We start from the raw sequence: 13499 nt of genomic DNA, 5'->3' as shown, positions 1-13499 counted from the left end.
ATGGCGTCTCCGGGGCTTTGCACTGGTCGATTCTGTTGCTATGTTCTTTATTTGTTCTCTTGTGGGTCGAGAGTCAATCTCGGCCATCCCGGAAGTGATCGACGGCGCGCGATGCCCTATGGTGGCGTAAAGTATTCGCAAGGAGAGTAGTGGGGCGATGTGCAACCTGTATCGCATTACGACCAATCAGCAGGCGATCAGGGATTTCGTGGCCGCCACCCATGACAGCATCGGCAATCTCGAACCTTCGATCGACGTCTATCCCGACCGGCCGGCTCCGGTGGTGCGCAACACCGATGGCGGACGGGAACTGGCTTCGCTGACCTGGGGCATGCCGACGCCCATCGAATATCTGAAGTCCCGCGATGCACCGGACACCGGCGTCACCAATATCCGCAACACGGCCAGCCCCCATTGGCGCAAATGGCTCGGAGTTGAGCATCGCAGCGTGGTCCCGGCCACCGCCTTTTCCGAATATGGGCAAAAGCCCGATCCGGTCACGAAGCGCAAACCGCTGCACTGGTTCGCCCTCGATGAGACCCAGCCCCTGTTCTTCTTCGCGGGAATCTGGACGCCATTCACGAAGCGCAAACCGCTGCACTGGTTCGCCCTCGATGAGACCCAGCCCCTGTTCTTCTTCGCGGGAATCTGGACGCCATGGCGCGGAACCCGCGGATCGAACCGGACCCCGCGTCCGGGCGATCATCAGCTGTTCGCCTTCCTGACGACCGAGGCCAATGGCGTGGTGAAACCGATCCATCCGAAGGCCATGCCCGTCATCCTGACGGGCCGTGACGAAGTCGAGACCTGGCTAACCGCCGACTGGAAGGAAGCGAAGGACCTGCAACGGCCGCTGCCCGACGAGCGGCTGGTGATCGCGGAGACGCCAGCGAGCGCAGCCGCCGATGGCATGTTGCCGGGCCTCTGACAATGATCCGGAGGACGAAAATGGGCCGGAAGGAAGAAGAACAGTTAGCGGCGACGCTCGCCAAGGCGATGGCGATGATCTGCGTCCGCAACAGCATGCTGGAGGACCTGCATGCGGGGCCGGTCCCGGTCACGAAGACCGGTGACTATTCCGATGTCTTCGTCATCGACGCCGACGGCAACCACATCCCCTGGGGAAGCGTGTCGCGGTTCGACGATGAGGAGATGCGCGACCTGATGCGGCAAGTGGTCAATCGCCTCTACACGTTCCAGACCTGTTTCGCAGAGCCCCAGTTTCAGGCGGTGATCGACAAGTGGCTCGGGGTGACGCGCACCTGGGACGAGCCGGTTCTCGACGAGCGCCTCGCGGGAAGGCCAGTATAGATTTCCTCGCTCCGGCAATCATTGCGCTCGAACGGCTGCTCATATGAGCCCTTCAAGCGTCCAGGCTGATAATCTGGGTCCAATAGCTGATCCGTTGAGCAGGCACGGCGTCCCGCTCTCTCAGCGATCTCAACATATCCAAGATCGGCTTGGTTCGCGAGGTAGGCAGCACGGGCCTCGGCATGGTTGGCATGCGATCAACGCAAATCGATCCGTGCGACCAGCGCCTCCTCCGCTTCAGTGAAGGCGAGCCTGTAGCGGTTCGCCGCATCCATCCGTTTGCTCATCTCAGCGTGATCCTATTGGCTTCGACGTGACGAAAAGCCTTCGACCGGCACGTGAGAAGTATCACCTGCATCCGCTTCGAAGCGTCCTGCAGGATGTCGGTCATCGTCTCCAAGCGGGCATCATCGGAATAGACGAGAGGGTCGTCGAGGATCAGAGAGATCGGCGCTCCATCCTCGAGCAGGAGGTCCGCAAACGCGAGCCGAGTCAATATCGCCAACTGCTCCTGCGTGCCTCGACTGAGATCACCACAGGATTCATCGATCCCCGCCCTCGTGAGGCCGGTCAGCCCGAGCTCCTCGTTGAATGACAGATCACATCCGGGAAGAAGCTGCTGGATGTATCGACTAGCCCGAGCCGTGACGGGTGCGAGGAATGTCCTCGACGCTTCATTCGCGGCATCCGACAGCGCCTCGCGGAGCACCTCAAGCATGTCGGCCTCATGCCGCAAACGATCGCAAGCGGCGATCGCGGCCTCCTCTTCCTCCCGCGTTTCGGCAAGGCGACCGGCAGGCCCGTTTGTCCCTTCCCTAACGATCGTGGATTCGAGCGACGCGATCCGGGCGGTCAGTTCAAGTCGTTCCTCGCCGGCCCGGCTGGCGGCACGATCGAGGTTCACAATGCGGCGTCGGATAGCGTCGGCGTCGAAAGACGTGGCGCTTTCGCGCGCCTTCTCGAGAGCTTCGAACTTCGCGGCACGCTCCCGCTGAGCCTCACCGCGCGCCGCTTCGAGCGTTTCCCGATCCCCGATCTCTAGGAGGTTCCGGAGATCTTCAGCCGCAGCCTCGGATTCGCGGATGGCTGCGGAATAATCGGCTTCGGCCGTTGCGAGCGTACTCTCCGCCTTCGACAGAGCCGTCCTCCCGTCTTCGCGCTTTCCGGATGCGGCAGCCTCGGCGAGCTTGGCGTCGACCACCGCCTTCTCCAGCGTGTCGACATTGTCGGTTGGGGCGACAACGTCGGCGATGTCGCCCAGCTCGGCCACGAAGGCGCGCAGGGCATCTGCCCCGGGCGCCAACCCGATTGTCGGATCTCCAGGACATGCCGAGGCGATCTGTGTCCGGAGCGCCTTCAACTCGCGCTTGGCAGCGGAGGCCCGTTCGTTCCGGGCCACGCCCTCCGCATGCGACTTGATGCCGAGCGACCGCAAGGCGGAAGCGAGTTCTTCCGTCGCCGCTGCAAGATCGGCCTCAATGGACTGACCCGAACCCTGCGGCGGGCGCACGACTAGGCTGCCCGCATCACCCAACTCGAACTTGGTGGTCTTGAGGACGTCAACGCTGGTGACGTCGGTCGTCAACCCGTCAATCCTCAAAGATGCGCCCGCCCCGAGTTCGACTTCTACCTTCACAGCGCCTGCTTCGAACCGGGCGCGTGCCTGGATGGCGGCAAGCTCGAGTTCGGTAATCTCCTCAAGGTCGTCACTATCGACGGCCCCGGCGGAGTCATCAACCAGCGCACGCTCACGCTCCTCTAGCTCGGCTAGAGCTTTTCGCGCATCGATCGCGCGACGAGCGCCCGCGGCATTAGCGAACCCGCGCAATCGCGCGCGTGCGGAGGACAGTGCCTCCTCGTGTTTCTCCCTTTCCGCGCGAGCCTCGTCGAGCGCGGCGCGGAGTGATTTTTCCTCCTCACCGGCACGAGCAGCCTCAGCCTTGGCTTCGTCCCGCAGACGAGCCTTCTCTTCGAGGTATGTGCCGGCGGATCCGACGCGAGCCTCGGCTGCGTCCAATCGCTCGATCCTCGACGAAGCCGTCTTCGCGACCTCGTCGGCGCGTCCGAATTGCGCCTCCGCCGCAGTCGACCGCAGAGAGGCGGTCTCCGCGACCTTCTGGTCCGCCTCGAGCTTTTTTCGCTGCTCCGCCGCCTCTGGGTCGACGAGATCACGCTCGATAATCCTAAGCCGTGACCTCGCCGCGTCCAACTCGGTGAGAGTGTTCTCGTATTCATGGAAGTTGGTCTCGGCCGCCTGGCGGGCAGCCGTCGCCGTGGACACGCGAGCCTCTGCCACCGCTAAGTCGCCGCGCGACTTGCCCGTCGCCGATGTGCGCAGCGCTGAATATGCCGCTTCGATGCTGGCCCGGATCGCGTCAAAGCGTCGACCACCCGTCACCGCGCCGACTTCCGCCTCGAGCACTCCCCGAACGGTATCGCGCACGATGCGGTTTGGACTCTCCACGGAGAGTGCCGTCGCCTGCTCGACCCAGAGCATGCCAAGGGGCCCGCGCGTTTCGGGATCGCTGCCCCGGTTGTTGCCCCGCTCGAATCCGAGCAGCTCCTGCAGCGCTTCTTCGGCCGCATCGCTCTCTCGTCGCCCGCTCGCGCCGGTAAGTCGCACGGAGGGAGACTTCATGAACTGCTTCTCGAGCCTCCAAGTCTGCCCGTTGAGGCCGAAGCCGACAGTGACACGGGGCGCCACGTCATCACCAGTCGGGACATAGGAACGGACGAGTTCGGTCTTGGCGGAGTAGCGGATGAAGAAGGCCGCACGCAGGGCCTCCAATAGGGTAGATTTGCCCGTCTCGTTCGGCTCGACTACGATGTTCAAACCGTCGGTGAAGCCGTCGATGCGTAGCGGTTCGCGGAACTTGCGGAAGTTCTCGACCTCCAGGGATTTGAGGATCATCGCGCAACCTCCGCATCGAATCGCATCGCCTCGACATAGAGACGCTCCAGCGCCGCGGCGGCGATCTGGGCATCGGAACCCGATCCGGTAGCCCTGGCCTGTAGGGTAGCAGTCGCCCCGGCGAGCGCACCTTGGACATCGATTTGGGCGACGTCCTCTGCCGTCGGACGCGCGGTCAGGCCATCCGCGTCGAGTTCCAAATGCCGCAGTTCGTGCGCCAGACAGTCCTGGACGGCCGACGTCATCGTGACGCGGTCGGCGAGACTCACCACACCGACGAGATGGAGCGAAAGGAGCACGTCCGACAAACGCGCCTCGCTGCGGAGCGCGGCGAGTTCACGGTCCAAGTCTTCCATGTTCTCCATACTCCAGCGGCGCGACATCCAGCGATATCGACCGGTCTCGATCCGCTGCAGCTCGGGCGTTTCGTTGGATCGCAGGCTCACGCCGATGCAGCCGCCCGGCTCATCGCGCCCGAACCGGTCAATTTCAGGGGTCCCGCTGTAAGCGGTCCGGTCGCCAACCGTCAAAAAGCCATGCCAGTCCCCGAGCGCGAGGTAGTCAAGGCCCGCGGACTTGGCGCGATCCGGCGGGATCAGATTGGAGCTCTCTCCGGTGGCGCCAAACTCTGTGATGGAGCCATGTGCGAGACCGATGCGGAGTGCCCCCGGCGGCGTCGTCATATCGACCATCGCCGCGGAAGGATCGGACACCGTCTTCCGGTGCTCCAGGGGCGCCGGCAGAAGCCAAGCACCCTGCTCCATCTCAATAGGCTCGGGAGTGTCCACGATCCGGACTGAGGCAGGCGCACGCCCGCGCAGCCTGCTCCAGAGTCCACCGGCTCGCGCATGATCGTGGTTGCCCGGCATCAGCCACCAGGTGACCGACGCCCGCTGCATACGTGACAGCATCTGCGTGACGATGCGGTCGCCGGGTTCGACGTTGTCGAACACATCACCGGCGACGACGATGTGCGTGGCACCGCTGGATATTGCCGCAGCACCGAGGCGATCGATGGCATCGAGGCGAGCCTCAGCCAACGCACTACGCACCTCCTGCGGAAAGCGCCCGAACGGCTTTCCGAGCTGCCAGTCAGCCGTATGGATGATCTTGAGCGTCGCCACGAATCAGTTCCTCGTTACAGTGCCACACATGGATCACGCACCCACTGCTACCGGAGCTTGCGCCTCCGTCGGGTCCGGGATTTCCTCATCGCGGAAGAAACGCCACATGGCACGGACGAGGCTCTTCAGCATCTCGCTCTCGTGGCCCTGTTCTTTAGCACGGAGAAGTGTCTGATAGACGATTTCCGGTATCTTCTGCGCATCGTTGCTCGGATGCACACCAAAGGGTTCGCAGGCAGCAGCAAGGCACGCCGTGTGTACTTCAGGCGTGAGATCCTCCTTGAGCTTGTGCTCCAATGTCTTTTCGAAATGCGCGTAACAATCGCTGATGAGGTCGCTAGTGGGCGCGGCGTCGATCTGATCGTTCGGCTTAGCGAGCTTGCTCAAAGCAAGATCGGTTGCCGGCGTTCGTTTAGCCTCGGGTAACTGCTGGTCGCAATCCCATAGCATGAAGGTTGGAATACCCAGCTCGCGAAAAATCACATAGGGACGATCGAGATTGGCTTTGCCTTCGGTTGACAGGATGGCGATGCCGGCCGCCTCGAAATTCACGCCGAGCATCCGCGCCGTCGCGGTGAGCGCCGCTTTATCGCTTCGGCCCTCAACCAGAATCACACCGGTGGCGAAAAAGCCTTCGGCCAATTCAGCACCGAGAATGTGCAACCGCGGCATCAAAGTCTGTGCACTGAAAGTGCCAGCGGGCTTATTCCAGCCGCGTTCGAGCTTCTGCGCAACGGTGCCGAGATCCAGCGCTTGCAGGCTGCATTGCTTGAATTCACTGTCGTCACAATGCGAGCGCCGGGTAAGCCTGATCTCGTCGGCCTTCCCCATCGAAATGAACATTGGCGAGTGCGAACCGAAGATAACCTGTGTGTGGCCCTGCGCGCCAGGGAGCGTACCGCTACTCAAGCCCCGCAGCACTTCCGCGAAGTGCCGCTGTTTGGTCGGATGCTGATACAGTTCGGGTTCTTCAATTGCGAGGATAAGCGTCGGTGCCTGCGCCATGACCGCAGCCGCAGCCGCAGCGGGCGCGTCATCACTGCCGTCAACGTCACTATCAGGGGGTGCCTCGTCGCCCTCCGGCACGGCAGTTCGCGCAAGATGCTGGAGAAGTGTAAAGATGAAGGCACGCTGGAGGCCGTGACCTTGCCTGTCCACCGGTCCACCGAAGCCTTCGTCCTTGAGAAACACATCCGCCATTGGCAACGGGACTGGCATCTCGCCGACCTCGCGCCAGGCCAACGAAACTTCAGCATCTTGATACAAACCCCGCAGGTCGGCGGTGAGGGTCCCAGCGAGCGCACCGAGTTCAGGCATATTTTCGGCGGATACCAAGGCCTGGTAGGCCTCGGTCAACTGCGCCTTGAACGCTTGAACGTCCGGCCGCTGAAGGATCTGACTGCGCACTAGCAGTTCGAGTAGTTTGCCGATGACGCTCGTCTTGCCGTCCGCCGCGTCCGCTGATGCGTCGCGAACCGCCGGAATGAACACGAAGCTCGTGTGCTGCTGGAGCTTGCCTCGGCTGTTGTTCTGGAATCCGAAAAACTGACCATCGTCGGGCAGCAGCACCAACTGATCGGGATGCTCAGCCTCCCAGGTTAGCATCGCCTGGTCGACCGCTGCCGCACTGCCAGCAGTGGGAAGGTCGGCGTAGAGTGGGTTATTCTCGCGCAGGGCATTATAAGCAGCGCGCTTGGGTGTGGCTGCGGAATGAGCCCGAACAGCGACGAAGTCGGGAATCTGTGGAACGACACCATGATAGCGTCCACTTGATGGACCTCCGTCAAAAATGCGGGTGACGACCAACCTACCATCCCGCACCCGATCCTCGAACGCTGCGGCTTCTTGCTCGCTAAGCTGGTGAAAGGTTAGTTCAATCTCGATCGGCTGCCCTTGATCGCGTCCAAAGAAATCGTCAGCGTCGCAGTTTTTCGTAGTCGAGTAGAACTTCTCGATAGCCTTCAAGATTGAAGACTTTCCTGCGCCATTGCCGCCGATCAATGCGGTGTGTGCGCCAAAAACGACTTCGACATCGCGAAGTGAACGGAAATTTCTGATGCGAGCACGCTCAAGCTGCATGGCATTTTCCCCCGAGTACACCAGTTGTCGAATCCGAGCGGCGGGAATGCAAGTGCGATGAACAGCTACTCCATCAAGTCGCGCCTACCTCGCACGGCAAAGCCTTGGTCACACTGGGCGCTGAAAAGCTGCTTCCAGGATCAGCGGATCATCGTCGAAACGACAGAGAAGGGGCGCACAGTGAGTTAGTTTGATCTCGCCAGGCGGTCGACGGCGTGGAACTAACGTCTACGGGTTGCACCACCATTCTTCGCCATCGGGCCAGGGTCTGGCCAGCCTTTCGGCAATCAGGATGTCACCGATGTCGCGACCACCGATTCTGATCGTCACGAGCGTCCGCGTGCCGGTGTTGTCCGGCTCTCCATATTCGACGGTCCAGTCGTGCGAGTTCAGCAGCTCGATCACCCGATCACTGGCTCGGTGTGCCAGCGCGATTTCGGCGTCGCCACCACAGATGTGGGTTTGCGGTTCCGGGGTGTCGTAGCCTTCCATGCGCAGCTTTTCCCCGTCGATCCAGATCGTGTCGCCATCAACGAGGCAATATTCGTCGGCGGTACGGGCCTGGCCGGGAACGCACTTCGCAATCTGCGGCCGAGGCTGAGCCTTGGCAGGTTCGGGCATGCCGCCGACCGCCCAGAATAGCGCGAAGGAAAGCACGAACATCTGCCAGTGGAATGTGGGCAATGGGGGAGGACGAATTTGCATGGGCGGATCTGATCTACTTCAATCTGACTGAAGGGGCGGATCGCTACGGTTGGAGGCCAGCCAAGCTTTCACCCACCGCCCTCGCCGAGCGAGGCAGCGATGTCGCTGATCGAGCGGAGCAGAACCAGGGGATCATCCCTGGAAGGCTCGAAGCCACGCCGCCTCCAGAACTTGGCCGCCTCCCCGTCGACGGCGTTGACCAGCAAGGCCCGCCCGCCGATCAGCGATGCGGCCTGAACGCAGCGCTGGAGAGCATGCTTCACAAGACCGGTCCCGATGCCCAGCCCTGCCCATCCGGTGTCGGTTGCGAGTTGGCCGAGCAGCATACAGGGGACCGGGTTGGGCGGCTGCCCCGTCCTGATCGAACGCGGCAGAACCGAAGGCACCACACCGGTAGGCGCGAGGCCGTAGAAGCCGACCACGCGCCCAGCCTCATGCACGACGAGGACGGCGGTGAAGCCCTTCTGCTGATTGGAGAGGGCGCGTGATTTCAGCCAGTGGTCAAGCGTGGGCTTGCCACAGGTGAACTCGGACACATCGTGTTCGGCAGAGAGCGGTTCAGGACCCGAAAGGTGCAAGAGCTTACCGCTTCGCCACGTAGCCGGGCTCCCATGGCGCGGGCCGCTTCAGAACGTCTACCATCTCCGGAACGGGAGCGGCCGGACGCGCCAGCACATCCATGAACTCGGCGAAGCCCTCCGGGCTCATCCGGATCAGGCCCTGCTCCATGACGACCTCCTCGGCCGCGCGCACAGCGGCGTCGCGCACGAAATCGGTGCGCGAGCGGCCGCGCAAGCTGGCGGCGCGATCGATCATTGCGACATCCGCCTCGGGCAAGCGCATCGAGATCGGGTATTCCTTGCGTTCGGCGGTCGTGGCCATGGCGAATCTCCTTGGTCGGCATATAGCGCCTTGTATCGCGAATTACAATACGATAAGGTTGCGCCTACAGTCAATGACCTCATGAGGAGAGGCGACGAGGCCAATGATGACCGGGCCAGCGAGGGATTCCGATAGGTTATTTTGCTACGCCATGGCTCGCCAGGACACGCTGAGCTACGCGATAGCACGCTCACCCGCGCCAATTGCCGCCGAATATTCGCCTTCAATTTCCGTTGCTTATGCTTCCCTCGGGGCGAATGCTGCAAGTTATGACCTTGCGAGCCCCAGGAAACCCGGCAAAGATGACAGGAGGAGAGCGCGAAGCGCTGCTCGAATCCTTGCTGCTGGACGTGCCGGAGCTGACGTTTACGCCACGCGGCAATCCCGACCCACGCCTTCTGCGACTGGTCGGCATCCTGGCGAGGCAGGCGGCGCAGGAGTGCTATGCAGAGGAAGTGATGATGTCACGGCAAAGGAGGAAGCGCTCCTCCTGATATGGATGGGAGCCAAGTTTTGAAAGTCGCGATCTACGCTCGCTATTCTTCCGACAATCAACGCGACGCTTCCATCGCCGACCAGTTCCGTATGTGCCGTCTCCATGCCGAGAAGCAGGGCTGGCACATCGTCGAGGAGTATTCGGACCACGCGATCTCCGGCGCCTCGCTGATCCGGCCGGGCATTCAGGCGCTCATGGCCGACGCAATGGGCGGCCGCTTTGACCTGATCCTCGCCGAGGCGATGGACCGCCTCTCCCGCGACCAGGAAGACATCGCGGGCATCTTCAAGCGCATGTCCTATGCCGACGTGAAGATGTTCACCCTGTCGGAAGGCGAGGTGACGCATCTGCATGTCGGCCTCAAGGGCACGATGAATGCGCTGTTCCTGAAGGATCTGGCCGACAAGACCCGCCGCGGGCAGCGCGGCCGCGTCGAGGCAGGCAAATCGGGTGGCGGCAATGCCTATGGCTACGATGTGGTCAAGAAGTTCGATGCGAACGGCGAGCCGATCCGCGGCGATCGCACCATCAACGAATTCCAGGCCGAAGTCGTGCGCCGCATCTTCCGCGACTATGCCGCCGGCAAATCGGCCAAGACCATCGCCTTCGCCCTGAACAAGGAAGGCATTCCCGCTCCGTCAGGCGGCGACTGGGGCTTCAGCACGATCAACGGCAACCCGAAACGGGGCAACGGCATCCTCAACAATGAGATGTATGTCGGCAAGATCGTCTGGAACCGACAGCGCTTCGTCAAAGATCCGAGCACCGGCAAGCGGCAGGCCCGCCCCAACCCGGAAGAGGAATGGGTCATCCAGGAGGCGCCGGAGCTGCGCATTCTCGACGACGACCTCTGGAGCGCGGTGAAGGCGCGACAGGAAAAGAACAAGATCGCACGGAAGGAAAACGGCGAGGCCGATCTCTCCCGGATCAATACCCGCCGCCGTCCCAAATACCTCTTCTCGGGACTGACCAAATGTTCCTGCTGTGGTGGCGGCTATTCCGCGATTTCGGCGACGCTGATCGGATGTGCGACAGCGCGCAACAAGGGGACCTGCAACAACCGGGTCAACATCCGCCGCGACGAGCTTGAATCGCGTGTACTCAATGCGCTGCGCACCAAGCTCGTCGATCCGGAGCTCTTCGCCCATTTCTGCGAGGTCTTCACGCAGGAGATGAACCGCCTGCGCATGGAAGGCCGTGCGGGTATCGCGTCGGCCGAGGCGGAACTGGCCAAGGTCAACCGAGAACTGGAAAAGATCCTCGACCTGTACCTGAGCGACGCCCTTTCGGTCGACATGGTGAAAGAACGCAGCAAGAAGCTCGAGGCCCGAAAGACCGAACTGGAACAGTTCCTGGCCGAAGCCGACGAGCCGCCACCGCTGCTGCACCCGAGCATGGCACTGCAATACCGCAAGCGGGTCCAACAGCTTTACGACGCTCTGCAGGACGAAGATGAGGGGAAGCGGATCGAGGCCGCCGACACGCTGCGCTCGCTCGTGGATCAGATCGTGCTGACCCCAGTCGACGGCAAGGTGGAGATCGACGTTCAGGGCGATCTCGCTGGAATCCTTACGATTTCCACGCAAAGCAAAAACCCCGCAGCGGGTGCTACGGGGTCGCAAGTAAAGATGGTTGCGGGGGCAGGATTTGAACCTGCGGCCTTCAGGTTATGAGCCTGACGAGCTACCGGGCTGCTCCACCCCGCGCTATGGGTGTTTTGTATGTATTTGAGAAGATAGTTTGATTTGTGTTCTTGGCAGACCTGGCAGCGACCTACTCTCCCGTGTCTTAAGACAAAGTACCATTGGCGCTGGAGCGTTTCACGGCCGAGTTCGGAATGGGATCGGGTGCAGCCGCTCCGCCATAACCACCAGGTCGGCGAAGAACACAAATTTGAGAAGCTGGTTGTCTTTCGTGCAGATAAATCAGCGATAAACGCTGATAAACAATAAGCACACGACTGTGTGCCGGCGCCTTTGCGCCGCCCACCCGGAGCCATTCACGAAGTGAATAAGGCGTGAGGGGCAAAGTTTTCATCAAGCTACGCTTGATGGATATTGTAAATGGGAGTGATCAAGTCGATCGAGCTATTAGTACCGGTAAGCTACATGCGTTGCCGCACTTCCACACCCGGCCTATCAACGTGGTAGTCTTCCACGGCTCTGATAGGGAATACTCGTTTTTAGGTGGGTTTCCCGCTTAGATGCCTTCAGCGGTTATCCCGTCCGTATATAGCTACCCTGCTATGCCGTTGGCACGACAACAGGTCCACCAGAGATACGTCCATCCCGGTCCTCTCGTACTAGGGACAGATCCTATCAATATTCCTACACCCACGGCAGATAGGGACCGAACTGTCTCACGACGTTCTGAACCCAACTCACGTACCGCTTTAAATGGCGAACAGCCATACCCTTGGGACCTGCTCCAGCCCCAGGATGCGATGAGTCGACATCGAGGTGCCAAACAACCCCGTCGATATGGACTCTTGGGGGTCATCAGCCTGTTATCCCCGGCGTACCTTTTATCCGTTGAGCGATGGCCCTTCCACGCGGGACCACCGGATCACTATGACCGACTTTCGTCTCTGCTCGACTTGTCAGTCTTGCAGTCAGGCAGGCTTATGCCATTGCACTCGACGAACGATTTCCGACCGTTCTGAGCCTACCATCGCGCGCCTCCGTTACTCTTTAGGAGGCGACCGCCCCAGTCAAACTACCCACCATACACGGTCCTGGACCCGGATAACGGGCCGCAGTTAGACATCCATATAGGCAAGGGTGGTATTTCAAGGATGACTCCACAATGGCTGGCGCCACTGCTTCAAAGTCTACCACCTATCCTACACATGCCGACACGAATGCCAGTGTAAAGCTATAGTAAAGGTGCACGGGGTCTTTCCGTCTAACCGCAGGAACCCCGCATCTTCACGGGGAATTCAATTTCACTGAGTCTGCGTTGGAGACAGCGGGGAAGTCGTTACGCCATTCGTGCAGGTCGGAACTTACCCGACAAGGAATTTCGCTACCTTAGGACCGTTATAGTTACGGCCGCCGTTTACTGGGGCTTCAATTCAATGCTTGCACATCTCCTCTTAACCTTCCAGCACCGGGCAGGCGTCAGACCCTATACGTCGTCTTGCGACTTCGCAGAGCCCTGTGTTTTTGGTAAACAGTCGCTACCCCCTGGTCTGTGCCACCCCCACCTAGTTGCCTAAATGGAGGTCACGCTTCTTCCGAAGTTACGCGTGCATTTTGCCGAGTTCCTTCAACGCAGTTCTCTCAAGCGCCTTGGTATTCTCTACCAGTCCACCAGTGTCGGTTTAGGGTACGGTCTATATGCAGGAGCTATTTCCTGGAACCGCTTCGCTGCAAGATCAATCCAATAAGACCTTACAACACACGCGATCCGTCACTACCTGCAGGCCCACGAATATTAACGTGGTTCCCATCGACTACGCCTTTCGGCCTCGCCTTAGGGGCCGGCTAACCCTGCTCAGATTAACTTTAAGCAGGAACCCTTGGACTTTCGGCGAGGGAGTCTCTCACTCCCTTTATCGTTACTCATGTCAGCATTCTCACTTCCGATACCTCCAGGATGTCTCACGACTGTCCCTTCACAGGCTTACGGAACGCTCCGCTACCACGCACAAATGTGCATCCACAGCTTCGGTGTATGGCTTTAGCCCCGGTACATTTTCGGCGCAAAGACCCTTATTTAGACCAGTGAGCTGTTACGCTTTCTTTAAATGATGGCTGCTTCTAAGCCAACATCCTGGTTGTTTTGGGATCCTCACATCCTTTCCCACTTAGCCATAACTTAGGGACCTTAGATGGTGGTCAGGGTTGTTGCCCTCTCCACGACGGACGTTAGCACCCGCCGTGTGTCTGCCCAGTAGTACTCCCCGGTATTCGGAGTTTGATTAGGATCAGTAAGACGGTGAGTCCCCATAGCCCATTCAGTGCTCTACCCCCGGGGGTATTCGCTGGAC

Annotated in this window: 9 protein-coding genes, 1 tRNA gene and 2 rRNA genes (1 of these 12 cut by a window edge); 3 read left to right on the top strand and 9 right to left on the bottom strand. The window is 60.6% G+C overall.

Annotated features, from left to right (window positions below; genetic code table 11):
• Positions 1–157 precede the first annotated feature (157 nt).
• Both OANT_RS16285 and OANT_RS16280 read left to right on the top strand, forming a co-directional pair.
• Positions 158–928: an SOS response-associated peptidase gene (locus tag OANT_RS16285; RefSeq protein ID WP_012092587.1), complete on the top strand. Its 771-nt coding sequence runs from the start codon at positions 158–160 to the stop codon at positions 926–928.
• A gap of 20 nt (positions 929–948) precedes the next feature.
• Positions 949–1311 carry a hypothetical protein gene (locus tag OANT_RS16280; protein ID WP_012092586.1) on the top strand — a complete coding sequence of 121 codons (363 nt, stop codon included), beginning with the start codon at positions 949–951 and terminating at the stop codon, positions 1309–1311.
• 283 nt (positions 1312–1594) lie between these two features.
• Here OANT_RS16280 and OANT_RS16275 read toward each other — a convergent pair whose 3' ends face one another.
• The 6 genes from OANT_RS16275 to OANT_RS16250 all read right to left on the bottom strand — a co-directional run bounded on the left by OANT_RS16275 (position 1595) and on the right by OANT_RS16250 (position 9012).
• Entirely contained in the window at positions 1595–4222 is a 2628-nt protein-coding gene (locus OANT_RS16275; RefSeq protein ID WP_012092585.1) for an AAA family ATPase, read from the bottom strand.
• The gene (locus tag OANT_RS16270; RefSeq protein WP_012092584.1) at positions 4219–5346 is read right to left on the bottom strand and encodes a metallophosphoesterase family protein; all 1128 of its coding nucleotides are present in this window, start codon (positions 5344–5346) and stop codon (positions 4219–4221) included. Before OANT_RS16270 ends, OANT_RS16275 begins: the two co-directional genes overlap by 4 nt.
• Positions 5347–5379: 33 nt before the next feature.
• Positions 5380–7425, bottom strand: a complete 2046-nt coding sequence (locus OANT_RS16265) for an ATP-dependent nuclease (RefSeq protein ID WP_012092583.1) — start codon at positions 7423–7425, stop codon at positions 5380–5382.
• A gap of 228 nt (positions 7426–7653) precedes the next feature.
• Complete coding sequence (locus tag OANT_RS16260; RefSeq protein ID WP_012092582.1) at positions 7654–8130, bottom strand: thermonuclease family protein; 477 nt, start codon at positions 8128–8130, stop codon at positions 7654–7656.
• Positions 8131–8198: 68 nt separating this feature from the next.
• The gene (locus tag OANT_RS16255) at positions 8199–8666 is read right to left on the bottom strand and encodes a GNAT family N-acetyltransferase (RefSeq protein ID WP_223850374.1); all 468 of its coding nucleotides are present in this window, start codon (positions 8664–8666) and stop codon (positions 8199–8201) included.
• Between the two features lie 46 nt (positions 8667–8712).
• A complete protein-coding gene (locus tag OANT_RS16250; protein WP_012092580.1) occupies positions 8713–9012 on the bottom strand; it encodes a type II toxin-antitoxin system TacA family antitoxin in 300 nt (99 codons plus the stop codon).
• A gap of 513 nt (positions 9013–9525) precedes the next feature.
• Between OANT_RS16250 and OANT_RS25780 the strand changes: the two genes are divergently transcribed.
• Positions 9526–11181 (top strand): recombinase family protein, encoded by a 1656-nt coding sequence (locus OANT_RS25780; protein ID WP_012092578.1) that lies wholly within the window; start codon positions 9526–9528, stop codon positions 11179–11181.
• On the opposite strand, the gene OANT_RS16235 is transcribed toward OANT_RS25780, so the two are convergent.
• The 3 genes from OANT_RS16235 to OANT_RS16225 all read right to left on the bottom strand — a co-directional run.
• Positions 11138–11214 (bottom strand) — tRNA-Met (locus OANT_RS16235). The two genes, OANT_RS25780 and OANT_RS16235, sit on opposite strands and share 44 nt — an antisense overlap.
• Positions 11215–11268: 54 nt before the next feature.
• A 5S ribosomal RNA gene (rrf, locus tag OANT_RS16230) occupies positions 11269–11383 on the bottom strand.
• A 194-nt stretch (positions 11384–11577) separates the two neighbouring features.
• Positions 11578–13499, bottom strand: a 23S ribosomal RNA gene (locus OANT_RS16225); it runs 985 nt beyond the window's last position.

This window comes from Brucella anthropi ATCC 49188, assembly GCF_000017405.1.
Taxonomy (GTDB): Bacteria; Pseudomonadota; Alphaproteobacteria; order Rhizobiales; family Rhizobiaceae; genus Brucella; species Brucella anthropi.
This window is presented reverse-complemented; position numbering and strand designations above follow the sequence as displayed.

Bases quoted from the DNA above. Each gene is read 5' to 3' on its own strand.
- OANT_RS16285 (WP_012092587.1), top strand. From the start codon at position 158: ATGTGCAACCTGTATCGCATTACGACCAATCAGCAGGCGATCAGGGAT.
- OANT_RS16280 (WP_012092586.1), top strand. From the start codon at position 949: ATGGGCCGGAAGGAAGAAGAACAGTTAGCGGCGACGCTCGCCAAGGCG.
- OANT_RS16275 (WP_012092585.1), bottom strand. From the start codon at position 4,222: ATGATCCTCAAATCCCTGGAGGTCGAGAACTTCCGCAAGTTCCGCGAA.
- OANT_RS16265 (WP_012092583.1), bottom strand. From the start codon at position 7,425: ATGCAGCTTGAGCGTGCTCGCATCAGAAATTTCCGTTCACTTCGCGAT.
- OANT_RS16260 (WP_012092582.1), bottom strand. From the start codon at position 8,130: ATGCAAATTCGTCCTCCCCCATTGCCCACATTCCACTGGCAGATGTTC.
- OANT_RS16250 (WP_012092580.1), bottom strand. From the start codon at position 9,012: ATGGCCACGACCGCCGAACGCAAGGAATACCCGATCTCGATGCGCTTG.